The following is a 25,522-nucleotide window of genomic DNA, read 5'->3' as shown; positions in this document are numbered from 1 at the left end:
AGATTGTCGCGGTCGATTCGTCTGATGTTTATTGGCGGTATCGCGCTGGGTATGCAGATGGCCAATGCGCAGACCGCAGGCGACAGCATGCAGAAAGTGGAAATCACCGGTTCGAGCATCAAGCGCGCCGAAGCGGAAACGATTTCGGTGGTCCAGACGCTCAGCCGCAAGGACATCGAGCAAACCGGTAAAACGTCGATCGCCGAAGTCGTGCGCAGCATTTCGGCCGACAACAACGGCAGTATCAGCGGTTCCTTCACCAACGGCTTTGCCGGCAGCGCATCGGGCGTGTCCCTGCGCGGCCTGAGCGTGAGCTCGACCCTGGTGCTGATCAACGGCCGCCGCACCGCGCCGTACGGCTTTGGCGATGACGGCCAGCGCAGCTTCGTCGACTTGAATTCGATCCCGCTCGACGCGGTCGATCGCATCGACATCCTGAAAGACGGCGCATCGGCCATTTACGGTTCCGACGCGATCGCCGGCGTGGTCAACGTGATCCTGCGCCAGAACTATGTGGGTAAAACCATTTCCGCCAGCGCCGGTACTTCCGGCGAGCGCGACGGCACCGTGACGAGCATGTCGGGCGCCATCGGCTTCGGCGACCTGGACAAGGATAAATTCAACATCTTCGCGACCCTCGACGCGAAGCACCAGAAAGAAATCAAGCAGAACAGCCGCGAAAAATGGCTGGGCCAGGCGGATTCGCGTCCGTGGGGCGGCCGCGACCAGCGCAACGGCCATACCACGGCGGGCAACGGGGGCGGCAGCAGCTTCCTCGGTACCCTGCGCCCACTGAACGCTGCCGGCGGTCCTGCCGGCGGTGTCAAGAACATGCCAGGCAGCTGCGATCCGATCAACCAGGATCCAACCGGCGGTACCGCGCATGACAACACCGGCGGCGGTTGCTTGTGGGATCCGGTCCAATTCTCGACCATTCAGCCAGAAACCAAGAACCTGAACCTGTTCGTGCGCGGCACGCTGGCGCTGGGCGAAAACACCCGTGCCTACAGCGAAGTGGGCGTATTCAAGTCGGAAGCGATTACCCGCACCTCGCCGTCGGGCCTGACCGGCGCCGGCTTCGACCTGGTCAATGCACGCGTCAACAACACCAACACCGGTCCGGACCAGCTGGTCATGCCGGCCAACCACCCCGACAACTTCCTCGGCGTTGCCGCACGTCCACGCTGGGTCGATGCATCGCGTCCACGCGCCTCGGACATGGAATCGACGGTCACCCGCGTGCTCGCCGGCGTGAAAGGTAACATCGCCGACTGGGATTACGACACCGGCGTGCTGTACGCGGAAAGCAAGACCGACAAGACGCAAAACGGCTATTACCGTACCAGCTCGCTGCGTCAGGCGCTCAACAACGGCACCTTCCGCATCGGCAAGGGCGTCATCAATACCCCGGAAGTGCTGGCGCTGGTGTCGCCAACCCTGAACAACTCGGGCGTGACGAAAAGCACCTCGTTCGACTTCAAGGCATCGCGCGAGCTGATGGAACTGCCGGGCGGCAAGATGGGCATCGCCGTCGGTGCTGAGTACCGCAAGGAAAAGACTGATAGCCAATCGACTCCGTACACGGACATCAACGATATCGCTGGCCTCGGCTATTCGGCATCGAAGGGTTCGCGCGACGTGACCGCGCTGTACACCGAGCTGGCGGTGCCGGTCCTGAAATCGGTGGAACTGCAGTTTGCGCTGCGTACCGATGATTACTCCGATTACGGCCGTTCGACGACCCCGAAAGTGGGCTTCAAGTTCACCCCGACCTCGAACTTCGCCCTGCGCGGTACCTATGCGGAAGGCTTCCGTGCGCCTAGCGCCGCCGAAAACGGCGACAGCGCGGTAGCGGCGTTCACCAATATTGCGAACGATCCGATCCGTTGCCCGGTTACCAAGCTGGCCCTGGACTGCTCGAACCAATCGGTTGGCGCCATCACCATCGGCAACAAGAACATCAAGCCGGAAGAGTCGAAGAGCTACAGCCTGGGCATGGTGCTCGAGCCGATCAAGAACGTGAACCTGTCGCTGGATCTGTGGCAAATCGTGCGTACCGGCGAAATCAACGGTTCCGATCCTGGCGCTGTCGTCGAGAACCCAGCCGGCTACCCTGATGCGCAAATCGTGCGCGGCGAAGCCACCACCAACTTCCCGAACCTGCCGGGTCAGATCCTGATGGTCAAGGCGCCGTACCTGAACGCCGGTGAAACCAAAACCAGCGGCGTCGACCTCGACCTGCGCGGCCGCATCAACCTGGGTTCGAGCGGCAAGCTCAACTCCGGCATGACCGTCACCTACATGAAAGAGTTCACCCGTACCAATGCCGACGGCACGGTACTGGAGTTCGCTGGCACCCACGGCGACATCAATCTGTCCGGTAACGGCGGCACGCCGAAGACCAAGGTCCGCTTCACCCTGGGTTGGGAAAATGGTCCGTTCCAGCTGACCGGCAACGTCAACTACGTCAGCAGCATCAGCAACACCAACCAGGTTGGCGGCGAATGCCTGGATGTGGATGAAAACGACGTCGCCCTGCTGAACTGCCGCATCGCCTCGTTCACCACCATGGACACCTTCGGCAAATGGGCTGTTTCGAAGAACTTTGAGCTGACCGCGTCGATCAGCAACCTGTTCAACAAAAAAGCACCGCTGGATGTGCAGACCTACGGCCGCGTCAACTACAATCCGTCGCTGCATCAGACGGGCGCGGTTGGCCGTTACTTCACGCTGGCAGGACGCTACACGTTCTAATACTTAGTTGGTTGGTCGTAGCGCAGCCGGATCGGCTGCCGTCCACTCTTCGGAGTCGGACGGCGGTTGCTCCGGCTGTTTTTTTTCGTCCTCATATCGATATCAGGGAGGGGCGGCATGGCTGCATGGCAGTTTGCATTTGTCGTGATCCCGGTGGCGGGGATTATCAGGGCGCATGGCCGTATGGTGGAGGTGCTGCCTGAGTACGCGGCACGGGTGGATGACGCGTCGGTCGATGCCGATCAGGTCTTTCCGAATTATTGGGAAGGGTTCGATAACACGGCGATGCAGGTGGTGGCGGCAAGCGTATTGCCGGTCGCAACATCGTGGTGTGACGAGGCGGCGATGTATGGCAACTCCGAAACGGATGATATCGAGATATGGGAAGACAGCGTGAGGGTCCGGCTCGATTGCGGCAATCTCAATTTCGCGCTGCTTGCCGCAGTGCTTAATGCTGTCCGTGCAGCGAACTGCTGCGTTGTTCTATGCGCGGGTGGTCGCATCATCTCGCCTGTGCTGCAGCTGGTCACTGATGCGCTGCACGCGTCAGCTGCAACCCGGTTCGTCAACGATCCCGGAGGCTTCGTGGACGCCAGGGGGGCGCAATTGCAAGGCAGGTTCTTAAGCGTCCTGAATCGATTGGGAGCCTGTATTCCAGTAGATCTCACGGCGCACGCAACTCACCATGAGTCTCGCGCTCTTCCAAAAAATCAAATAAGTCAGAGAAGACTACAATAAAGTTAGTCGGTACTCTGAGAATTTAGGCCCAATAAACATGAAATTGTGGAGCCAGCCCAAAAAGCTGTTTGTTAAGTCGATGGCAGACTACGGGGCTAGCGCTACCGTCCATGGTCACAAGGTGGTCACGCGCGTTAGGGGCGACAGCATCGCCGGCCATGGCGGGACGCGGGCAGCCAGCAGCCGGAAGAACCCGCAGGCATGGAAGTTCGATATGCGGGACTGCGGGGACGATGCCCAAGTGCGGCCGCTGACGGCGCGCCAGTACAAGGACCAGGCTACCAACTTTTCTCCTCCCGGGCCGTGGCGTTGCACTTGTCCGCGCACGCTCAAGCACCGGGCGGCTCAACATGGCGCATGAGCGCATCGCGTTTCCCATGCCGGCCTCGTGCGAGGTGGTGTTCGACGTCTTTCACTACCATCGCTGGCGTGCGCGCTGGGACAGCCTGGTGTCGCACACCGAGGTCGACGGCGGCGCGCCTTGCCCCTATGTCGGCGCGGTCAGCGAGAATGTCGGCGGCGGCCTGCTGCGCGCGCTGTCGATGCGCACCGAGTTCGTCAGCTACCAGCGCCCGCGCCTGGCGGCCGCGCGCATGCTCGGCACGTCCTTTCCATTTTCCAGGTGGGCGGCCTCGATGAAACATGAGCCCGCTGCCGGCGGCGGCTCGGTCCTGATCTACACCTACAATATCGAAGCCGGTCCGCGCGTGCTGCGCTGGCTGATCGAGCCTGTGGTGCAGCATGTCTTCCGGCGCCAGACCATCAAGCGCTTCGAGCGCATGCGTGCTTTCCTTGCCACCAACGCCGCCGAGGTGGAAGCGTGGCAGCGCAGCTATCACGGCGCTGGCCCGGCCGATGCGCAGTGAGGCTTGCGCGGCATGCCGCAGCGCCCGCTCAGGGTTCGCGCAAGCCGCGCCGCAGCTGGATCGCTTCTGAAATGTGATCGGCAAGAATGACCGGCGCGTCGGCCAGGTCGGCAATGGTGCGCGCCACTTTCAACACCCGGTGATACACGCGCGCCGACCAGTTCAGGTGCAGCATGGCTTTGCGCAGCAACAGTTCACCGGATTGGTCGAGGCGGCAATGGCGCTCCACGTCCCCCGTGATCAGCGCCTGGTTCGGCTTGCCCTGGCGTGCCAGCTGGCGCTGGTGGGCCAGCGCCACGCGCGCGGCGATGATGCTGCTCGCTTCGCCATCGGCATCGGCCAGCAGGGTGTCCGGCTGCAGCGCCGCCACTTCGATCTGGATATCGATGCGGTCGAGCAATGGCCCGGAAATCCGGCCCTGGTAGCGCAGCACCGCGTCGCTGGTGCAATCGCACTTGCCCGAGGGATGGCCGAGAAAGCCGCAGGGGCAGGGATTCATCGCCGCGATGAGCTGGAAGCGCGCCGGAAAATCGGACTGGCGCGCCGCGCGCGAAATCGTCACCCGGCCCGACTCCATCGGCTGGCGCAGCACTTCCAATACACGCCGGTCGAATTCCGGCAGCTCGTCGAGAAACAGCACGCCGCAATGGGCGAGCGAAATTTCGCCCGGGCGCGGCACCGCGCCGCTGTGATATTCTTAAATAAATGCGACACTTGACCCGATTTTTCAGTTACTTAGGATGCTATTTTGGAAAATTCTGCGACAATAATTCATCAATTAGATGCGACTGACTCCGAGATGAATCGAAATAACTGCGACGAGGCCATGCCGCGACAGACGCGAAAGATCAAACCGACCCGCCGTAGCGTCTCGGGAGTCCATCCGTTCCGTGGAGAGTCGTCTATCCCGTTCGAATCGACCCTTGAAAGGGACTTTCTTCTCAGGGCAGAATTCTTTACAGATATCCTGGACGTCATCCCTCAGCCAGTCCAAATACCCTTCATTGGCATGAATGGCCAAAGTTACATATACACGCCGGATTTTCTCGTGTACTACAAGCTTGGCGGCAAAGACTATTGCAACTATCCGAAGCCAATGTTGGTGGAGGTAAAGCCCGAGGCCGACTGGCGAAAAAACTGGAGAGAGTGGCTACCGAAGTGGAAGGCCGCACGCCGCTATGCAATCGCCCAGGGCTGGATTTTCCATGTTGTCGATGAATCAAGAATTCGCGACAAGGTTTTGGAGAATGTTAGGTTTCTGGAGCGCTACAAGCGCATGTCCTTTGCGCCGGCAGATAGCGAAGTCGTTGTTTCCAGCGTGCAGGAGATGGGCGCGGCACCCATACATTACCTACTCGCACGGCACTTCATGGGGATGTATCGGGGTGAAGGGGTTGCGCATCTATGGTCGCTGCTTGCTGCCCGGCGCCTTGACTGCGACATATCGCAACCTCTCAATGAATTCACTCAAGTATGGATCCCGCATGCTTAACGACGCTGATACTTTGATGCCCAACGATGCCTTTGAACCCGTCCGTGACCGCGTAGACGTGAGTGTCGGGGTGCTAGTGCGCCGGGCCGACGATGTGTACCGCATTGCGCAGGTGCTCGATTTCGAATCCTTGATCGGCGTGGACGTGGCGACAGGCCGTAGCACTGCCCTGCGGATTGGAGACCTGCGGCCATTGACGCGAGATAGACATTGTGAGCAGCCGTCCGGAATGGATATGGCCGAGATCGCCGATGAAGACTGGCGCATAGCTCAGGAGCGCCTGGCGGCCATTAAACCACTACTGGGCAGAATGCATATCGGGCGGGAAGATGTCGAGCTACGCGGAACCGAACTTGGAATCGACCCGGCCACGCTATATCGTTGGCTTCGACGTTACAACGCATATGGGGTGGCGACGGCACTAATCCCGCAAAAGCGCGGGTGGAAAGCCGGCAATAGCCGTATTGGATCGGAGACGGACGCCCTGATCGAGCAAGTCATTCGAGACTTTTACCTGACACCGCAGCGCCCGACTGCTCAGAAAACAGTACTAGAAGTTCTGCGAGCCTGCCAGGCCAAGGGGGTCAAGGCGCCAAGTGCTTCTACCGTCCGTGCACGAATTTCTCAAATCGCAGAGAAGGAGCAACTACGGGGTCGAGGTTACAAGGAGCAGGCCAAGAATAAGTTTTTCCCAGTGCCGGGTGCCTTTCCACACGCTGACTTCCCGCTGGCGGTGATGATGATCGATCATACGCCAGCCGACATCATCTTAGTCGACGACGTGTTTAGAAAACCGATAGGACGTCCCTGGATCACACTTGCGATCGACGTCCATTCCCGGATGGTTACAGGCTACTACCTTTCGTTCGACCCCCCATCCGAAACATCGGTCGCCATGTGTGTGGCGCATTCGATCCTGCCAAAGGAGGATTGGATGTTGCTGCACAAGGTTGAGGCTGAATGGCCGGTGTGGGGAGTTCCAAAGACAATTCACGTCGATAACGGCGCCGATTTCCGTTCGAATAATTTCCAGCAATCCTGTTTAATGTACGGAATCAGCTTGGAATTCCGGCCAGTGAAGCAACCCCGGTACGGCGGTCATATCGAACGCATGTTGGGCACGTTGGCGCGAGAGATCCACGCCTTGCCTGGTACGACGTTCTCGTCGGTCAAGGACAGGGATGGGTACGACTCGGAAAAGCACGCTACCATGACGAAGTCCGAGTTCGAAGAGTGGCTGGTGACTCTCATTTGCAAGGTCTATCATCGCCGCCTGCACACTACGATTGGTTTGACGCCAACACGCAAGTGGGAAATTGGGATATTCGGCAACGCCGAGATTCACGGGGTGGGTGTGCCGCCGCGACCCACAAACAGCCTCGCCATTCTGCTGGATTTTTTACCTTACTTCCGCCGCACAGTGCAGACGTTCGGCGTGACCATTGACGGTCTCGCCTACTATGCCGAGGCGTTACGGCCGTGGATCAATGCTCAAGATCCAGAGACGAAGAAAAAGAAGGATTTGGTCTTCCGGCGAGACCCACGCGACATCAGCACGATATGGTTTTTCGATCCGCTGCTAAAGCACTATTACAAGATACCTCTGGCCGACCTTGCGCTGCCGTCCATGAGCATCTGGGAATATCAGCAGGCGCGGGACAAGCTCAAGCAAGAAGGCATTGCGAGCGTGGACGAACACCAGATTCTCCGGGCCATCACGGAATTGCGTAGCCGTGTGGACGAAGCGATGGAAAAGACCAAGACCGCACGGCGGCAGGCCCAGCGCCGGAAAGAGCATGCCAAGAAAATTTCGCCCGCTCAACCTTTACCTGCATCCTCGCTGCCACCTAAACCGTTGGCCCCGATGGGGATGGATGATCTGCTCGACGGCGACATACAAGATTTCGGAGACATCGCATGAGCAACTACGAACATATCCATCCTGACTTTCGGCATGTGATGGCACTGACGGACACTGAACGCTTGAGCTTCATGGATCATCCTCGCTGGATCGGCCATAAGGTCGCCCAACATATTCTCGATACCTTGCAAGGGCTTCTTCTCAAGCCGAGCAGGCCCCGCATGCCGAATTTACTGATCGTTGGGGACTCTAACAACGGCAAGACCACGATCATTGAGCGATTTCGGCACCTGTGCGGACAAGGATACGTGAACGAAGATGCTGAGCCGGTGAAGCCCATCATTGTTGCCGAGGCGCCGCCGAGCGCAGACGAGAAGGGTTTGTACATTTCTATCCTGGAGCAATTTTTCGCGCCCTATCGTGCAACGGATCCAACGTCGAAACTGCGGTACCAGGCCATTCACTTGTTTCGGTCCTGCCACGTGCGGATGCTCATCATCGACGAGATGCACTCATTGCTGACGGGCTCACCTGTCAAACAGCGCGAGGTAATGAACGCCATCAAGCTCATGTGCAACGAGCTGGCCATACCGATCGTGGGGGTAGGCACGCGTGAAGCGGTGCGCGTGCTGCATAGCGATCCACAGCACGCAAGCCGGTTCGATGTTTTGAGCTTGCCTCTGTGGGAACTGAATGCCAACTTTCAGCGACTGCTGGCCGGGTTTGAAAAAGTTTTGCCATTGCAGCAGCGCTCGAACCTGCATTCGCCCGAGATAGCGAAATTGCTCCATACGATATGCGAAGGAAACACGGGTAACCTGCATCGACTGTTGCTCGAATGCGCCGGTGAGGCAATCAAGTCGGGTAAGGAGCACATAGACAAGTCCATCGTCGAAAGCAAAGCATGGTTACGGCCCACACGTGGCATCCGGGAACTGGTCGGGTAGTGAGCCGCTGGCCGGTTCCAGTCGCGCTCGCACCAGACGAACTTTTCTCCATGTGGCTCGTGCGGGCGGCCCTGGCTCAGGGCGTAGACCCGCTGGTCCTTGCCGGCCATCTTTGGCCGAAGTGGCGCGTCTGGACGATTGACCTGGACCGGGGTATCAACGATGAACGCATGAGTACACTCGCTCGTGAGTCCGGCATCGATGCAGAAAAGCTAAGGGAAGCAATGCTTCTGCCGATCGCCCTGGTGACAGGGCTGGAGCGGGAAGCTGCAAGCGCGATATGGCACTGGGTACTCGCTTTGGGATCTCGTAACCGGAAGCGGCGGGGCGGATTGCAGTACTGTTCCCTTTGCCTGGCCGATGATGTCCGGCCTTATTTTCGCCTGCATTGGCGCTTAGCGTGGCATACATGTTGCGCCGTTCACAAAGTTAGCCTGCGTGATCGATGCTGCCACTGCCAATTCCCGATCGAACCGAATCGGCTAGCGGCCACCGATGCGATGACCTCCTGCTCCAACTGCAGGGGAGACATTCGCCACGGCCCGGCGCTGCCAGCCGCCGATGCCGCGCTTGCGTTTCAGGATTGCGCTGACCGCGTGGCGCTCACTGGAACAGGAAGTTATGGAATCCATCTGCTGCAGGCGAAGGAGTGGTTTCGTCTCGCTCGCTATTTTCTAATGCTCTTGCGTTGCGCGGCCAGGCGTCAAGTATCTGGCCTCGGAAAATGCCTTGCTGGTCTGGATCCTGGCGTTTCCCGCTTGCGCCCGCCCGTCACCGGCCTTGGCTTTGAAATGCTGCCGACTTTGGAGCGCTCAAGGTTCCTCGAAGGCGTCGGGGCACTAATTATGGCCGGACCTGAGAAGCTCCGAAATGCCGTGATAGCCGAGTCGATGAAGGATACGTCACTGCGTCAGGGATGGCCCTCGCTACCGTCACACATCGATAGCCTCGTGCGCGATCTTCCGCAGCTGGTACGTTCACGAAAGGCAAAAGGAAATGCAGCGGCCGCGTCGATGTCGAGGCAAACTATATTGTATAAATGGGCACGCCTACAACGGAAGATGCGACGGGCTTCATGAACAGCGATCAAGCACTCAAACAGCTATGTGACGAATGCGGCAGAGGTATGTTGAAGGCGCATCGCGTTGAGGCAGGCCGGCGCTTTTGCGGGACCTGCTATCAACGGGTATTTGAACGGCGCCAATGCGCCAGGTGCGGCGTTCAGTCCCGTCTGCCGAAGGGCAATCAGGACGCACTATGCCGCGATTGCGTGAAAAATGCTCCGTGCGCACGCTGCGGAAAAATCGAATACAAGATTGGAAAGATCACACTCTTCGGCCCGGTCTGCAACAGTTGTTCCGTCTACTTTCGACCACCAAAGCTGGTTGCGGTGTCGGTTGTGCAGGCCGAGGGGCAGCGTGGATTGGGTACCGGTCGTGCGCCAAGACCATCCGATCGCGGGACATGCCAGGATTGCCGACGCCATCGTAGTTTGTCAACTTCTCTTGCGGGTCGACGCCTGTGCGCTGCCTGCCTCACGGTGAGCTGTATTCCGTGCCCGTGCTGTGGCATGTTCATGCCGGCCGGTCGGGGGAATTCTTGCGAAGCTTGCTATTGGAAAGATACTTACCTCAAGCGGCTTCGGCTTGATGAGGCGGGGCTGTCGAGTTCGCAATTTGTCCAACTATTCCGCGCATTTGGCATGTGGCTCCTGGAGCAAGTGCCGGCGCAAAAGGCGGCGCTGACCATCCATGGCTATTTTCCCTTTTTCTATGAAATGGAGAAGCGCTGGGGCGAGATCCCGCTCTACTCACAGCTCCTCATCTATTTCACCGCCGAGGGCTTGCGTCGGGTTCGGCTTCCAATGCGTTGGATGGCCGAAACTGGCCAGGTTGTCGTCGATGCACAGGAGCGCGAGGATGCATCCGATTTGCGCCGCGTCGCCGCTATAGTAGCGTCCCTGCCTTCAGAAACGCCGGCCGGACGAGTCTTAGCCGCATACAGTCGCGAGCTCCAACTGAAGGTGGCAGCACATCGTGTATCCATCCGGACAGTGCGTCTGGCGCTACGCCCTGCTGCGTCCCTCTTGGCGACCTGTGAGGAGAACGGTTTTCAGTTGCCGGAGCAGACAGCACTAGACCGCTACCTTCTCAACGCCCCTGGCCAGAAGGCATCGATTACTGGCTTCGTCTCGTACTTGAACAGCCAGCATGCGGCGAACCTCGTCATCCGAGTGGACGAGCAGAAAACACTATTGCTGCGCCGCAGGCGACTTGAGGCTGAGCTGGTCAGGCTTCTTGAGGGCGAACGGCGCGACGAGGAATTCAAGTCCGAATGGATTTCGATATCGCTGGCATATTTTCATGGTTTGCCCGGCCGGGTCGGGAAGGGGCTGAAGGGTATGTCCGTATCCACCGATGCCGAAGGCAATTTCTCTGTTGTCTGGGATGGGAAGACCTATTGGTTCCCTCACTGGGACTATCGCTCTGGGACCGCATCAGCGCCAGATTCTACGGTGGCTGGCAAGTCTCTCAAATGAAGCGACAAGGGGCGGGATGTCTCAGCCGTAACAGGCAAGCCAAGACTGGCGCGTAAGGTTTCCATGTCGTCCACGAACGTCAGGGCGCTGGGATATCCAACATGCATGGCATCTTTGCGCGGACAGTAAGTTAGAGCATTACCAGCTAAGCGATTTTTGTCGAGACGGACGCCATTGACTCTTCTGCGGTGTCTACGCCGGTTCAAGAGGCGAGCATAGGGCTGGAGATCGCATACGTGGTGTTGTGCACGAAGGGAGTGAGCTGGTTGCCCGCCAAGAGCACCGAAAGCTCTTTGTCGGCGACGCTCTCTTTTGGGAGGCGGGCCAGCAGCGCCGGGGTCACCAGCACAAGCCCAATTCGCGAATTCGCTAAGCCCTTGTCGATGGCGCGCATCATCGGCACACCGAGGCCAAGGTCTTTCTCGCTGAACCAAACTTCGACACCAGCTGCTACGAGCAAATTGTGCAGATCTTTGGCTAGCCCGTTCGGGTCGCCCCACGCGTGGCAGAGGAAGACGTCACGCAGATCAGGTTGCTCCACTGCTCGTTCTCGACGTATTCGCAGATCGGCGTGAGCGTCTGTACCTCGGCAGCCGTGTACTCCACAGACGAACCTGTCCGCGACCAGCGGGACCATCGCGGCCCGCTGCTTCGTCCGCCCCCGGTGTCCCCGACGAGGACCAGCGCAGAACGGGCCAACTTCGCTGGTCTACCTTGGTCAACAAGGGCGGCCGCTCAATTCACTTTTTTCGTGAGCGAACTCGAATGCGATTCCATATATTTTCAGCAGCCGCTCCCGTGGCGCCCTTGTTTTATATAGAACAGGCCACCGTCACTGTGCTACAATTGAGGGATGGTAGGGCTTTAAAACCGACAACATATCTTTTTGATCATGATGTCCTAAGGCCCGCGTAGCTTTCGGCCTGCGGGCAGTTGGCGCAAAATATACCAGAGGGGTGGACGCGCTAAAGACCCTGTCCTGACCAAGATGCTGACTTGGCTGGTCTGATTATTGCAGCGAACACGCCCACGTATGTGGGCAGTTGTTTTTCTAGGGATAGGATTTCATGCCGGAACCTACGCCGGGCACTGTCACAGTGCTCAACAAACAAGAAGTTCGCGATCAACTCGCCGCTCTACTGCAAGGGCATGGCGCGACAAGAATTACAGGCTCGCGTCTTGCACCCTTAATCGACTCGCTGCTGCCTACTGGAACCACTCATCGGCTATTCGTTCAAGGCGGGAAGACAGCCAACTTGCGCGCCTTTGTGGAGCAATATCTCGAAGGTTTGGTGGACGTTACCACGGATAGAAGTGGAACGGATCCGATCTACAACATTCCCCCCGCATCACCAGTCACAGGCAAGATTCGAACGCGTGGGATGTTGTGGAAAAGCTTTGTAGCGGTTGCGCCAAGCCGCCAACTGTACTTTGACAGATCGACATCGGAACTTAACGTTCGCGAGTCTTCGGCTGCCGCCTCGGCCGAAACCCCAACAATACACTCAGTCACCATCGCCGAATTTGAAGCCATGCGAGGCATGTTCTTGACGTCGTTAGATGAAGCCGGTGAGGTAACGCCCGAATTAGTGGCGCTTTTGAGCTGTGAGGTCTCGGCAACCTACCAAGCTTGGATTTCCAGACTAAAGTCGACAACGCCTCGATTGGACCGTCGATGGCAGGAATTCCGGAGTGATGCAATCGTGCATTTGTTCGGTTTACGCTTGGCCGATCTCAAAGTCCAGGGGGATCGCATTGAAGAGCTCAAGGTTCAGCTATTGCGGGACTTCGAACAGGCACGAGTTGGGAAAGTGGAAGCAGAGCCGGCCGCTGCTCCAGAAAGCGGCGTTTTTTCGTCTGGCGGACCGAAGGAACCCAAGGACAAGCATGCGCGCGAATTGCTGCATGCTGTAGTCGATCGGATGACGATGGAGCAAATGCAGAGTTTGAACATACCGTTCTCGATCGTCCTGGAATTGATTAAAAACTCGCCTCAGTAAAAGGTTCGAACGCAATGGTGCAACTAATCGTTGCGGTTGGCCCTGACCACGCGCAAGAACTGGCGGCCGACCTCGAAGAACGAACGGCAGGTAGATGGCACGATCAACTTCTCATCGTCAGCCTCGGCGACGATAAGGTATCCAACAACGCTGATATTGAAGACCTCACGGTCAGATATTCGGTTGTTCCGATCATTGTGATGGCCAGCATGACATCTGCTTCGCTAGAAGCGTCTCCGATGATTCGGCGCTTGACCAAGGATCATGTCTCTCAACAAGTCAATCAATGGCTTAGGAAAAGCGGATTGTCGTGGCGCGAAAATGCCGAAGCATGTAGCCGCAGGGGGACTTTTGCTTGGACGGATTGGGGCGAATGGCGTAAACAGTTCGAATTGGTCGATCCAGATAAAGGGGCACGTGTTGCTGCTGCTATCTTGGCTCAGCTTCAGATTGCAACAAGTCAGGAAGTTGCGAGTTGGTTTGATCGTCTCGAGGCAGTCGACCACAGCGTTTACTACATCGGGGCAGATCCACATAGCGGTGACCACGCTCTTGTGAACGTGTTGGCGAGCAGGATTGACGGCGTCAATGTGAGCGACGTTCAGTCGATGCCTGTTCTGGCTCCAAACAGCAAGGTACGCTACTACGGTGATGCGTCGTGGAGCGGAGGGGAGATCGAACGACGAATCTCATGCCTGTTTACGCCGTGCGCGCACAAGAGGCATGCACTGTCCCCAGAGGCCATGCTGTTCATCCGGATGGCGTTTATAACCGACGTGGGCGAAGCGAAACTACATGAGGCGATCGCGCAACTGCACGACGAGGGAAAGTGTCGCCGTACCAGAGTGAAAATCTCGGTCCCGGATGGTCACCGTCTGGAGGTGGATCCAAGCGGCGTCATGAAAGGCCTGGCCTTCCAAAATCTACATATTCTCAATTACGTCGCCCCGGGCGATGACGGTTATATGCGAGCGTTGTGTAAACGAATTGGTGGAAGGATCGCTAGGGGCCGCGAACTCGGAACCGATGATATCGCTTCGACCATTGCTTTCGAGTTTAGTCTTCCCCGCGCGATGCTGCCTGTGCTTATTTACGGCGGTCGGCCAGTTAAAGCCGCTGATGGTTCTGAGTTCATATGGAAACCGCTGATGACGAGTAAACACGTCACGAAGCCAGCCCCCAATGCCGAAGAAGCCCATTGCGTTGCGTGCCCACTCCAGCCACTCCGGAGGCCCCAGCCAGAGACGACACTAGCGGCACCGCTGCACTTGGTCAACATGATGCCACTCCCGGCAGGGAGTAATCCCTGGCATAACTTCCGCAAAAAACTTGCGAGTCTCATCCAGAACATATTTTGATGGGTAGACGAGGTCGAGGTTGGCTGCCTGGAGGCGCATAAGGTAGTTGTCCAGCCCTCTGTCTAGCCTAGGGAGCAAGTACTGGACTGTGGCGCCCAGCTCTGTTGCGAGGGTACGTCGGCCCGCTGCTTTGTTTACGCAAAACGGCAAGGATCATTGCAATCCTGACGGGTTCGACCGAAGACCGGGCAAATGGTAAACGCGGCACGCCATTTCCTATTGAGGGCGACCAAAGGTGCGAGGTGTGGGGGACGGGAGGTGCCAATGTACTGTGCGATTACGATGATGACTATGAAAGCGTCACGAAGTTCCCACATGTACGATCGCCGGAGCTGACCCTGTTGGTGTGGGACCTCACCCTGTTGGTGTGCTGGACGAGCGAGCTGTGCTACAACTTGAAGCGCCGTCGTGACAATTTGTGGGCTTCGCGCGATAAGTTGGGCTATTATCTACTAGGCAATCCTTTCCGGAGATACGATGCGTACCTTGATCGCAGCAATGCTGGTCCTGTTAGTTACGACTGGCTGTGTGACCCATTACCCGGTGGCAGAAACCAAGCTTCCGTTCACCTACCCCCTGGCCGACTGTAATCCAGCCGCCCTGGCGGCAGCCCAGGCCCAGGTTCTCAAGCCGGCCGGCCAGCAACAGCTGTCCCAGGCATCGGTGTGCGTCACGCGGCTGCTGGCGCCGGCCACGGCACAGGTCCTAAGTGTTGACGACAAGGTGCGCCTAGAGGCGCAGGCCTTGTCGCTTGCCGAGAGCGAGCTACGCACCGCACTCGAAACCCCGTTTTTTCCTGCCGACCGCGCCCGATCGCATTTCGGCATCGCCCTGTCGGGCGGGGGGACTAAGGCTTCCTCGTTTTCCATCGGCGTGCTGGCGGGACTTGCCGATGCGGGCCTGCTCGACAAGGCCGATTACATCAGTACGGTGTCAGGCGGCGGGTACGCTGCCTATTTCTATTACGCCCATCGGATCTTTCCTGCGCTGCGGTCCGGGCCGCGCACGCCAGTGAGCAATCAGGACCTGTTTCGCGATTGCCTGTCTGATCCGGAAGGCTTCGCCGAAGAACCAATTGGCGCGAGGATTCGTTCCACCAACTACTGCGGTCGCCTCGACCTGGCCAGCCGAGCCGATACTGCGGCCCAGAGGGCACAGGATATCCGCTATCAGGCCTTGCTCAAATGCTCGCAGGACTTGCTGCGCCCCGGTTGCTGTCACATGACCACCACCGCCGGCATGGATTCTGGTATATCCCTGCACGCGCTGCTCGGCACAGTGGGTTCCATTCCGCATGCGAATGTGGCCAGTACCGCCTTTGACCGGGGCTATTTTCTCTCGCCTTCCGGGCACGCCTACCGGCACGGCATCGGCCTGGCCTACGGTGCGACGTTGACGCGCAGCACGCCCCTGTCGGAAGTGGCCATCACGGATGCCGCACGCCGCTGCGGGCAGAGTTCTCCGGGGCTGATGGCTATGCTCGACTGCCAGCCCGATGGTCCCGGTCACGGCCCGGCTCCCATCGCGCTCACCTTCGATGAGTTGCGACTCGGCTTGCTCAAGCGCGGCCCCGCTGGCGCGCGCCTGCCATTCTGGATCATGAGTGCGGCCGCGCCCCAGACCCGCAGCGTGTTCGGCTGGATGACAACCGGGAAGGATGATGTGACCAACAGCGATATGTTCGAGATGACGGCGGTGAGCCATGGCTCGGGGCGCTATGGCTATGTGTCGGCCTCGCCTGCGATTCATGATCTCTCGGTGCTCGATTCCGTGGCCGCTTCTGCCGCCTTCCTCGACGCGAACCAGTTGAAATACAAGAACAGGTATCTGCGCACTTTACTCGGGGTGGGGCAGCATGTCGCCAACCTCGACTGGGGCTATGACATTGCGAACTACAATCTCGGTGTTGAGCGCCGGCAATTGCATCGCCGCTTGCCGTTTCCCTTGTATTGGTTCGACAAGCGGATGGTGGACGCGCCCGCAATCGAACATCCATCACCGGAGCTCAAGGACCGGCATCGCTCCGTGTTCATCCGCCTGATCGATGGCGGCAATGCCGAGAACCTGGGCGCCTATTCCTTGTTAAAGCGCGACGTCAAGCATCTCTTGATTTCCGATGCTGCTGCTGACGAGAACGGTCTGTTCAAGGATATCTGCGACTTGGGGCGACGCTTGAGATACACGCCCGGCGATGTGCTTCCAAAAAACCTGTACCTGCCTGGCCTGGAGGATTTTGCGGGTCACTGCGGCAAGGTCGACGACAAGGACTTTGCCTATGATATGCAGAGCTGGTTTGCCCACCACCCGGTCCTGTTCGGCTGCATCCGTCATCAGGCCGTCGCTAGCGGCTCGGACGCCTGCAAGGAGCTGGGCGAAAAGGACGTGCGCCTGTTCATTGCCAAGCCGGCGATAAACTTCCGCCACTTCATCGCCAACCAGATGAACGGGCGGATCGGTGGCAAGCTGGCTGAATGCTACGTCCGCGGCGTGGATACGCTCGCGCCGACATCGTTGCTCAATTGCGATAGCGCGATTTTCTTGAAACTCAATCACGGTGTGGAAAAAGGTGTCAGTCCCGGCTGCCCGATCTTCCCTCAGCATTCGACCTTACTCATGACGGCGAACTCGTCGGGGACCCTGTTCGTGGCCTACCGCGAGCTGGCGCGTCAGTATGTCGCACAAACTGCCGCCATACTCGCCAAGCTCATCGCGGGCGATGCGACGGGAGCGCGCGATTTCGACAGCGTGATCGCAGACCAGGCAAAGAAGCCGCTGCCAGCGAACGGCACAAAGTGCGAGTGATCTGAGCGGCCTTCGGACGTCCGGCAAAAACCAGCACAGGAGAGGGTCAAGGCGGAAGAGATCGTCGGCGCGCCCGAGTCACTCCCGACTTGCCCACCCATTCGGCCAAGGTAGAACGTGCCGGCGTGACGCTCTGGCGCGCGGCGATCTGTCCAATTCGGTACAAAGGCAGGTAGTTCGCGTACTTGCTCACTGTCGCCTAAGCCAACAGGCCGCCATCGATTACGTCCGCTGGCACGGGGGCCGCCGTCACTGTTTCGCAGCCTCGGCACGCATACTGCGGGCGGACTTGGCGGTGCACGAAGAAGCGGGCGGGCTCCACGTCGAGTTGTTCGCTGACGTCTTCGCCAATCTTGACTAGGTCCTTGCCGCAGCGGCCGCACTGGCACGATTCGGGTTCGTAGCGGTGTTCAATACGTGGCAGCTCCGGCGGCAAGGCTTGGCGGCCAGCGCGTTGGCGTGGCGCTTTGGGCTTTTTGCCTTGCAAGCCCTGCAGCTCGTCTTCCATCGCCGCCAGATCGGCGTCGACCGTCTCTTCGAACAGCTCGTGCTGCTCACCGGACTGAACTTCACTCTTATTGCCGAACTGGATGCGCTTTGCGTATTCCGGCGAACGTGACCAGTCATTCCGGTGATCGTGACCGCTGCGCATGAAATGGCGTTACTCATTGATGACCCAAGTGAGGTTGTCCCCGACCCCAGGCAAACCAGTGACGGTCCCTCCACGGCACAAAATCCGTTCCACTAGCGTTGCATAGACCGTCTAGTGGCGAATACGAAGCGGTTTGGAACGGACTGATGTTAGAAAGAAGTGAAAAAATTTCCAATAACACAGGAAAAAATTTGAATTTCGGATAAGCTTGGGGAATTCATACCTTAACTGCGCTTTTAAATGACTACAGAACTGCAAGCCCGGCTTTCAACTTTCGTGCAATGGTGCCATGCTCACATCTTAGGTGATGAGAAAGGTGAAGCTCAGATTTTCTTAGATCAGTTCTTCCGAGCGTTTGGTCACGGTGGCTTTAAAGAGGCAGGCGCCACATGTGAAACAAGGATAAAGAACGAAAAAAATAAAACGAGCTTTGCGGATCTGGTTTGGCGTCCGGTCGTTCTCATTGAGATGAAGAAACGTGGCGAGAATCTCGGTAAGCATTATTCGCAAGCCTTCACATATTGGACGAGATTAGTACCTGATCGTCCGAACATGGTAATACTCTGCAATTTTGACGAGTTTTGGATTTACGACTTCAACTCTCAAATGGACTCACCAGTTGACATAGTAAAATTGATCGATTTGCCTCATCGATTCGGACCGCTGACCTTTTTATTGCCGCAACCGATTGCTCCGGTCTTTGGGAATCATCAAGAAACAGTGACTCGTCAAGCAGCTGATAAGCTTGCACATCTCTTTAAGTCTTTAGTTGGGCGAGGAGTAGATCGAGCGCTGGCTCAGCGTTTCTCTTTGCAAGCTCTAATGGCACTTTTTGCAGAAGATATTGGATTAATAGAGAAGTATTTTTTCGCGAGATTACTGGAAGACTGCAATACTCCCGAGGCCTCTTACGACCTACTTGGTCGGCTTTTTATGGAAATGAATACTCCTGGCAACACGCCGGGCGGTCGATTTAAAGGTATTCCTTACTTCAATGGTGGACTTTTCTCGTCGCCAGCACAAATCGAACTTCACCAAGAAGAGGTTATGTTGTTGCGTGAAGCCGCTAAGTTCGACTGGTCCAAAGTTAGGCCGGAAATCTTTGGGGTAATTTTCGAACACAGCATGGATGCCGATGAGAGGCGAGCTTTTGGAGCGCACTACACTAGTCCGCTCGATATTATGAAAGTCGTCGGCCCCACGATAGTAGAGCCTTGGACCCAGAAAATAGAGTCTGCAAAGACATTGTCGGAACTCGAGCGCCTCTTGCTCAAGATAGAAAATTTTAAAGTACTTGACCCAGCATGCGGCTCTGGCAATTTTCTTTATATCACATATCGCGAACTTAAGCGGCTGGAAGCTCGGATATACGAGCGAATGGGAACATATAAAAGTATTGACTCCTCGCAACGGCCCATGGGATTTTTATCAACGCGGAATTTTTTTGGGATTGATATCAATCCATTCGCTGTTGAGCTCGCCAAGGTTACAATGATGCTAGCGCATAAACTTGCGATAGATGAACTCCACATACAAGAGCAAGCGCTACCACTCGATAATCTCGATGCTAATTTCTATTCCGGCGACGCATTGATCAATCCGAGCGGACAACAAACACCTTGGCCCGATGCGTGCGTGATTGTCGGAAATCCTCCGTTCTTAGGAGCGAAGTTGCTCAAGCCGAAACAAGGCGTGGAGTATGTACGACGACTGCGAAAAGCCTACCCAGAAGTGCCAGGTATGGCCGATCTCTGCGTTTATTGGCTTTGGAGGGCTGAGCGCCACTTACGCCCAACAACGAGTGTCGAGTGGGAAATTGGTCGCGCAGGATTAGTGGGAACACAAAATATCAGGAATAACGCCAGCCGGGTGGGAGGACTTGATCACATCACGGCGGTCGGTACCATTGTCGACGCGGTCCAAAACCAGCCCTGGTCAGGCGAAGCCGCCGTACATGTGTCAATCGTGAATTGGATAAAAACAAAAGAAATAGAGCTGATTCCAAAAGTTCGACGACTGTGGTTTGAGCATAAAAAACAAAAATCGACGAGTAAGGCCAAGACAGAAAATGATATAGCACATAAGTTTGAGCTCGACATGCGCGAGGTCGATAATATTAACTCTAGTTTGTCTGATCAGCTAGATATTAGTTCGGCAGTTCGGCTTGTATGCAATATCAACCCACCGATTGCTTTCCAAGGAATTACCCCGGGACACAAAGCATTTGTGTTGTCTGAAGCTGAGCGCAACAGCTTGCCTAAACCCGAACTGGTTCTAACTTCCCCATATTTAGTAGGGGACGAAGTATTAGGGGGGGTAGCCGAACGTCGTTATTTGCTAAATTTCGAAAAACGCACTGTTCTAGAGGCGAAAAGCTATCCTTTCGCTTTCCAGCGAATAGAGAAAAGAGTGCTGCCGGATCGCATAGCAGCAGCGGAGAAGGGGAAGGACGACGCAGGAATAATGCGCCCACATCATCGACAATTTCTAGAACGTTGGTGGCAACTGTCGTGGGCGCGAGCCGAGATGGTAAGCGTTATTTCACCTCTCAATAGATATATCGCTTGTTCGCGGGTAACTAAGCGTCCTATATTCTTTTTCGTCAACGCCGCCATACAGCCAGGTGATGCGCTACAGGTTTTTTGTTTATCAGATGACTACAGCTTCGGAATTTTACAGTCAGCAGTACATTACGACTGGTTTCATGCAAAATGTTCAAATATGAAAGTTGATCCGCGATACTCATCAGAGTCAATATTTGATACCTTTCCATGGCCGCAAAAGCCCCTTTTAAGCCAAATTAGGGCCGTAGCGGAAGCTGGACGGAAAATCCGAGAGGTTCGTAATAATGCGCTTAAGGCCGTCGAAGGTGGACTAAGAAATCTATATTCCACATTTGATCTTCCAGGAGAAAACCCTCTGCGCACTGCACACCTGGAGCTCGACAGGTTAGTGAAAAAAGCCTATGGATTCTCGGAAAAGGATGATCTAAAAGAAAAATTATTCATGCTGAATCAGCAGATAGACGAAGAAAATAGGGATGGCGCCATCAGCAATGGTCCGGGTCTGCCAAAGCAATTTTCCGACGATCCATTTTTTATTAGTGAGGATGCGTTTGGTGATTAATTTGAAAAACTTTCGACAATCCTAACCCTAACGAATCCATGCATATAAATTTTGTAGAAATCCGCAATTTTCGCCGCTTGGCAGCGGTACGTATTGATTTAGCTTGCAACACTACGCTATTTGTTGGTGCCAACAACAGCGGGAAAACGTCAGGAATGACGGCTTTGCGGACGTTCTTGATTGAGCGAAATAGGTCCTTCTCAATGAATGATCTGCCAGTTAGCACGTGGAGGCAGTTCGACAAACTAGGAGAAAGATTGGAGGCTGAGGGTAGTTCAGCAGCCACCAGTTTTTCTTGGCAAGGATGCCTGCCATCATTGGACGTGTGGCTACAGGTTGAAGTCGAACAACTTCATAGGGTTTCTCATTTGCTGCCCACGTTAGGTTGGAACAAAGAGCTGATCGGCGTACGCCTTCAATTAGAGCCAGTAGAAGCGAATGAACTCGTCCAACGCTATTGTGCGGCTCGCGTTCTAGCAAAAGACACAACGGAACAAGCGAGAAAAGAGTTAAAGACTGCAGTGGATCCTGATTATACGGTTCAGTTATGGCCAGCATCTTTCAGCGAATTTATTGCAAAGAATTTGAATAGCTTATTCAAAGTCAAGTCCTATCTTCTTGATCCAAATAAGGAAAAACCTCCTGTTAGCGGGGTCGCGCAGCCACAAACGTTACCTAGCGGTTTGGAAGGCTTTTCCGAGGAGCCCTTTTTAGGATTAATTCAGATTGACGAAATCAATGCGCAACGTGGTTTTAGTGATCATACGCCGCCATTTTCCACTGCCGGATCCGCTTCGACCGGCCAGCCAACAGAGCGTCGTCGTCTTTCAGAGCAGCTGAGAACTTACTATTCAAAACATCTTGATCCTAGCGAGAGGCCCGAGCCGTCCGACGTAGAAGCGCTCCAAGCGATTCACTCAGCACAAACCAAATTTGATGACCGACTAAAACATGGTTTTTTGGGGCCGATTCGGGAACTGGAGACATTGGGTTACGCTGGATTAAGTCAGCCTAAGATTAATATTTCTACGCGGATTCGTCCTACAGACGGATTAAATCATGAATCAGCGGTGACCTATGAAATTTCATCGTTAGAAGATGTTGAATCAAAATATTCGTATAATTTGCCGGAGCAGTCGAATGGACTTGGCTATCAAAATCTGATATCTATGGCTTTTCGACTGATAGGCTTCCGTGACGCATGGATGCGAGTTGGGAAAGCTAAAAATACAGAGGCTGCTAAAGAGGACGATGCGCCAGCGTTAATTCACTTGGTTCTGGTGGAGGAGCCGGAAGCCCATTTACATGCGCAAGTTCAGCAGGTATTCATCAGAAAAGCGTCAAAAATATTGCGTAATCACCCAGATCTATTGGAAAGCAAATCGCACATTACCCAACTGGTGGTGAGTACACATTCGAGTCACATCGCGCATGAGACGGATTTCGCAGATATGCGATATTTTCGGCGCGAACCAGCGGCAAAGATGCCAGGTTCAGTTCCAACTTCTTCAGTAATAAATCTTTCCGAGGTTTTCGGAAAAAAGGACAACACAGCAAAATTTGTAAGTCGTTATTTGAAGGCGACTCACTGTGATCTATTTTTTGCTGACGCCGCCATCTTCGTAGAAGGTGCAGCTGAGCGAATGTTATTACCGCATTTCATTTCTGGCCACTTTCCAAACTTGGATAGCTGCTACATTACAATATTGGAAATCGGCGGCAGCCACGCACATCGATTCCAGTCTTTATTAGAGCATCTCGGGCTAAACACCTTAATGATAACTGACCTCGACTCTGCAGAGCCAACGGGTTGTCACAAAAAAGCAAACCCGAAACGAAATTTCGGGTTAATAACTGGTAGCTCCGTTATTAAAACATGGCTTCAACCTAGTGGCAATATAGATTCACTGCTGGATCTGCCTGAAGATAAAAAAGTTATAACAAAAACAGCGACTTTCTCCGTCCGTATTGCTTATCAATCGCCAGTAGACGTTGTCGTAAAAATCCCGCACTCTGCCAAAGAGGCTTTGGCTAGAACTTTCGAGGATGCACTCGTTTTGGAAAATATTGACCGGTTCAAGGTTCTTGCTGGTGATAATTTAATTGCAGATTTCCGACGTGCCATCAATACATCTGCGAGTTTAGATCAACTAACTAATTCTTTGTTTGTGATTTTGGATAAAACCAAGAAAAAGGCGGAATTTGCTCTTGATATCCTTTTCTCTACCGATCCATCAGAGCTGAAGATCCCGACTTATATTCATAATGGATTGGATTGGTTGCAGGCCTTACTGATTCTGAAGCAAGATGAGATCGTTTCGGTAGAAGTTTTGAGTATTTTGGAGTCAGCATGAGCAGTGCTCTCGATATGGCTGACGACTTGGTGGACGGGGCTGCTGACGATCAAATCGCAAGCTGCCTTGGCCAAACCACCCTCAGAAGTTTTTTTCTTTTCGCTGGCGCTGGTTCTGGAAAAACTGGATCGTTAGTAAAAGCCTTAAAATTTCTACTTGCGACGCAAAGTGATCGATTATGGTTGCATGGCCAACGGGTCGCTGTCATCACTTATACTAATAAGGCGCGATATGAAATTGCAGAGCGTTTGGGAAATAATTCAATTTTCTATGTTTCGACCGTGCACAGTTTTGCATGGTCTCTCATCGAGGGTTTTAACAATGATATTAGGGAATGGCTACGCGAGAACCTAACCATTGAAATTGATAAACTTACTGCCCAGCAGCTAAAAGGCAAAGAAAGCCAAGCGTCGATTGACCGAGGTTTGTCGATAATATCAAAAAACAAAAGGTTAACTCAGCTCGACGCAATTTCGGAATTCATCTATAGCCCTGATGGTGATAATCGTACCAGAGATTCGTTGAATCATTCGGAAGTCATAAAAATTGCAACAAACTTTCTTTCTAGATCGATTGTTCGAGACATATTTGTAAACAGATTTCCAATTCTATTAATTGATGAAAGCCAAGACACCAACAAATCGCTTATCGAATCACTGATTTCTGTCCAGCAAGAAAGAAAGAATGTTTTCTTGTTGGGGCTATTTGGCGATATGATGCAAAGAATTTATAACGATGGTAAGGCAGATTTAGATAGCGGTTTACCTGATGATTGGGTTACGCCCATTAAGAAGATGAATCACAGGTGCTCATTAAGGGTAGTGACTCTTCTAAATAAGATCCGCATGCCGGTGGATGGTAGAGAACAGACAGCTCGAAAAGATAAAGCAGAAGGCGTAGTTCGACTATTTTTGGTTCCAAGTCCAGCGCAAGACAAATCAAGCATCGAAAAACACATTTTGGGTCGAATGGCTATTGCAGCTAAAGATAATTCTTGGAACAACACTGGCTCAGTAAAAACACTCATACTCGAACATCACATGGCCGCGAGACGTCTAGGATTTTTAAGTCTTTTTGAGGCCCTTTCTGCTTCCGATAAATTGAAATCCGGTTTAACGCGGGGGGATCTGTCCGGCCTTACTTTTTTCTCCAACACTGTCCTTCCAATTACCGAAGCCATTGAAAACCAGGACCAATATCGTCTGATGGCTCTTCTCCGGGCCAACTCACCGATACTTGACTCGAAACTATTGGGCCAGAAAGATGTCGATACACTTAGTCAGATTAGCAAGGCGCGGGCAGCCGTGGACGTTCTGGCCGAATTATTAGATTCTTGTAATTCAGTGACTTTTTCGCAAATTCTTCAATGCGTACGCTCGTCTTCTTTGTTGGTAATTCCGAATAGTCTTCAAGGATTTGAGACTGTCGAGGGCTTAGGAGTGAATGTATCAAATGGGTCCGAGCTGGAGGATCCGGTGATATCAGCTTGGCGCACGGCCTTGAAAACTCCCTATAAGCAGATCAAAGCATATAAGATATATATGGACGGGAACGCCGAGTTTGATACCCACCATGGGGTAAAAGGTCTTCAGTTTAAAAGAGTTTTTGTAGTGATGGATGATAAAGAAGCCAATGGTTCAATGTTTTCCTATGAGAAATTATTTGGTGCCAAAGCGGGAGCTAAAGCGACCGACACAACTCGGCGATTATTTTATGTGACCTGTAGTCGTGCTGAAGAAAGTTTAGCTCTGGTCGCTTACACCGAGGATCCAGACGCGGTTCGAAATTTTGTAGTCGCGGAAAAATGGTTCTTAGACCAAGAGGTTATAATAATTCAGTGAGCGTAGTATTTTCAGAAGTAGGCTTCAGTTGAATTGGCATAGAACACCTGTAAGTTATATGGCCGATACTCGATAGTCACTTGTCATCGAACACCTCCGGCCACAACAGGCAGTCCGGAGAGTGTTAGATTGCAGTTGCCAAAGAGGTGATGCCTCCAAACACACGTTCAGTCACGCTTGGACGAGAATATT

15 protein-coding genes and 2 pseudogenes are annotated in these 25,522 nt (G+C 54.6%); 14 read left to right on the top strand and 3 right to left on the bottom strand.

What is annotated here, in order from left to right:
- The first annotated feature begins 24 nt into the window (after positions 1-24).
- From PO883_RS26925 to PO883_RS26915, 3 genes are all read left to right on the top strand, one after another.
- On the top strand, positions 25-2,754 hold the full coding sequence (locus PO883_RS26925) for a TonB-dependent receptor (protein ID WP_289312493.1): 2,730 nt from the start codon (positions 25-27) through the stop codon (positions 2,752-2,754).
- Between the two features lie 117 nt (positions 2,755-2,871).
- Positions 2,872-3,492: a hypothetical protein gene (locus PO883_RS26920; RefSeq protein WP_289312492.1), complete on the top strand. Its 621-nt coding sequence runs from the start codon at positions 2,872-2,874 to the stop codon at positions 3,490-3,492.
- 350 nt (positions 3,493-3,842) lie between these two features.
- Positions 3,843-4,358 carry an SRPBCC family protein gene (locus PO883_RS26915; RefSeq protein ID WP_289312491.1) on the top strand — a complete coding sequence of 172 codons (516 nt, stop codon included), beginning with the start codon at positions 3,843-3,845 and terminating at the stop codon, positions 4,356-4,358.
- A 28-nt stretch (positions 4,359-4,386) separates the two neighbouring features.
- Here PO883_RS26915 and PO883_RS26910 read toward each other — a convergent pair.
- Positions 4,387-5,043: pseudogene (locus tag PO883_RS26910) on the bottom strand (ATP-binding protein); the annotation flags it as partial.
- Positions 5,044-5,106: 63 nt separating this feature from the next.
- Between PO883_RS26910 and PO883_RS26905 the strand changes: the two are divergent.
- The 5 genes from PO883_RS26905 (at position 5,107) to PO883_RS26885 (ending at position 11,197) form a co-directional block, all read left to right on the top strand.
- Positions 5,107-5,850, top strand: a complete 744-nt coding sequence (locus PO883_RS26905) for a TnsA endonuclease N-terminal domain-containing protein (RefSeq protein ID WP_289312490.1) — start codon at positions 5,107-5,109, stop codon at positions 5,848-5,850.
- A complete protein-coding gene (locus PO883_RS26900) occupies positions 5,843-7,771 on the top strand; it encodes a Mu transposase C-terminal domain-containing protein (protein WP_289312489.1) in 1,929 nt (642 codons plus the stop codon). Before PO883_RS26905 ends, PO883_RS26900 begins: the two co-directional genes overlap by 8 nt.
- The gene (locus tag PO883_RS26895; protein ID WP_289312488.1) at positions 7,768-8,658 is read left to right on the top strand and encodes a TniB family NTP-binding protein; all 891 of its coding nucleotides are present in this window, start codon (positions 7,768-7,770) and stop codon (positions 8,656-8,658) included. The genes PO883_RS26900 and PO883_RS26895 overlap by 4 nt, the downstream gene beginning before the upstream one ends.
- Entirely contained in the window at positions 8,616-9,737 is a 1,122-nt protein-coding gene (locus PO883_RS26890) for a TniQ family protein (RefSeq protein ID WP_289312487.1), read from the top strand. Before PO883_RS26895 ends, PO883_RS26890 begins: the two co-directional genes overlap by 43 nt.
- 491 nt (positions 9,738-10,228) lie before the next feature.
- Positions 10,229-11,197 (top strand): hypothetical protein, encoded by a 969-nt coding sequence (locus tag PO883_RS26885; protein WP_289312486.1) that lies wholly within the window; start codon positions 10,229-10,231, stop codon positions 11,195-11,197.
- A 202-nt stretch (positions 11,198-11,399) separates the two neighbouring features.
- On the opposite strand, the gene PO883_RS26880 is transcribed toward PO883_RS26885, so the two are convergent.
- Positions 11,400-11,738, bottom strand: a complete 339-nt coding sequence (locus PO883_RS26880) for a toll/interleukin-1 receptor domain-containing protein (protein WP_289312485.1) — start codon at positions 11,736-11,738, stop codon at positions 11,400-11,402.
- Positions 11,739-12,264: 526 nt separating this feature from the next.
- On the opposite strand from PO883_RS26880, the gene PO883_RS26875 reads away from it, so the two are divergent.
- From PO883_RS26875 to PO883_RS26865, 3 genes are all read left to right on the top strand, one after another.
- A complete protein-coding gene (locus PO883_RS26875; protein WP_289312484.1) occupies positions 12,265-13,197 on the top strand; it encodes a hypothetical protein in 933 nt (310 codons plus the stop codon).
- 14 nt (positions 13,198-13,211) lie between these two features.
- Positions 13,212-14,555 carry a hypothetical protein gene (locus PO883_RS26870; protein ID WP_289312483.1) on the top strand — a complete coding sequence of 448 codons (1,344 nt, stop codon included), beginning with the start codon at positions 13,212-13,214 and terminating at the stop codon, positions 14,553-14,555.
- A 477-nt stretch (positions 14,556-15,032) separates the two neighbouring features.
- Entirely contained in the window at positions 15,033-17,357 is a 2,325-nt protein-coding gene (locus PO883_RS26865) for a patatin-like phospholipase family protein (RefSeq protein WP_289312482.1), read from the top strand.
- Between the two features lie 79 nt (positions 17,358-17,436).
- Here the strand turns inward: PO883_RS26865 and PO883_RS26860 are convergent.
- Positions 17,437-17,955 (bottom strand): annotated as a pseudogene (locus PO883_RS26860) (IS66 family transposase zinc-finger binding domain-containing protein); the annotation flags it as partial.
- A gap of 294 nt (positions 17,956-18,249) precedes the next feature.
- On the opposite strand from PO883_RS26860, the gene PO883_RS26855 reads away from it, so the two are divergent.
- From PO883_RS26855 to PO883_RS26845, 3 genes are read left to right on the top strand one after another with little or no spacing between them, the layout of a single operon-like run.
- The gene (locus PO883_RS26855) at positions 18,250-21,135 is read left to right on the top strand and encodes a DNA methyltransferase (RefSeq protein ID WP_289312481.1); all 2,886 of its coding nucleotides are present in this window, start codon (positions 18,250-18,252) and stop codon (positions 21,133-21,135) included.
- Positions 21,136-21,173: 38 nt separating this feature from the next.
- Complete coding sequence (locus PO883_RS26850) at positions 21,174-23,489, top strand: AAA family ATPase (RefSeq protein ID WP_289312480.1); 2,316 nt, start codon at positions 21,174-21,176, stop codon at positions 23,487-23,489.
- Positions 23,486-25,330: a UvrD-helicase domain-containing protein gene (locus PO883_RS26845; RefSeq protein WP_289312479.1), complete on the top strand. Its 1,845-nt coding sequence runs from the start codon at positions 23,486-23,488 to the stop codon at positions 25,328-25,330. Before PO883_RS26850 ends, PO883_RS26845 begins: the two co-directional genes overlap by 4 nt.
- Positions 25,331-25,522 lie beyond the last annotated feature (192 nt).

Origin of the sequence: Massilia sp. DJPM01 (genome assembly GCF_030348125.1) — a bacterium.
GTDB classification, from domain to species: domain Bacteria; phylum Pseudomonadota; class Gammaproteobacteria; order Burkholderiales; family Burkholderiaceae_D; genus Telluria_A; species Telluria_A frigida.
The sequence above is the reverse complement of the archived record's forward strand: the minus strand, read 5'-3'. Positions and strand labels throughout refer to the sequence as shown.

Bases quoted from the DNA above. Each gene is read 5' to 3' on its own strand.
- PO883_RS26925 (WP_289312493.1), top strand. From the start codon at position 25: ATGTTTATTGGCGGTATCGCGCTGGGTATGCAGATGGCCAATGCGCAG.
- PO883_RS26920 (WP_289312492.1), top strand. From the start codon at position 2,872: ATGGCTGCATGGCAGTTTGCATTTGTCGTGATCCCGGTGGCGGGGATT.
- PO883_RS26915 (WP_289312491.1), top strand. From the start codon at position 3,843: ATGGCGCATGAGCGCATCGCGTTTCCCATGCCGGCCTCGTGCGAGGTG.
- PO883_RS26900 (WP_289312489.1), top strand. From the start codon at position 5,843: ATGCTTAACGACGCTGATACTTTGATGCCCAACGATGCCTTTGAACCC.
- PO883_RS26895 (WP_289312488.1), top strand. From the start codon at position 7,768: ATGAGCAACTACGAACATATCCATCCTGACTTTCGGCATGTGATGGCA.
- PO883_RS26890 (WP_289312487.1), top strand. From the start codon at position 8,616: ATGGTTACGGCCCACACGTGGCATCCGGGAACTGGTCGGGTAGTGAGC.
- PO883_RS26885 (WP_289312486.1), top strand. From the start codon at position 10,229: ATGTTCATGCCGGCCGGTCGGGGGAATTCTTGCGAAGCTTGCTATTGG.
- PO883_RS26875 (WP_289312484.1), top strand. From the start codon at position 12,265: ATGCCGGAACCTACGCCGGGCACTGTCACAGTGCTCAACAAACAAGAA.
- PO883_RS26870 (WP_289312483.1), top strand. From the start codon at position 13,212: ATGGTGCAACTAATCGTTGCGGTTGGCCCTGACCACGCGCAAGAACTG.
- PO883_RS26865 (WP_289312482.1), top strand. From the start codon at position 15,033: ATGCGTACCTTGATCGCAGCAATGCTGGTCCTGTTAGTTACGACTGGC.
- PO883_RS26855 (WP_289312481.1), top strand. From the start codon at position 18,250: ATGACTACAGAACTGCAAGCCCGGCTTTCAACTTTCGTGCAATGGTGC.
- PO883_RS26850 (WP_289312480.1), top strand. From the start codon at position 21,174: ATGCATATAAATTTTGTAGAAATCCGCAATTTTCGCCGCTTGGCAGCG.
- PO883_RS26845 (WP_289312479.1), top strand. From the start codon at position 23,486: ATGAGCAGTGCTCTCGATATGGCTGACGACTTGGTGGACGGGGCTGCT.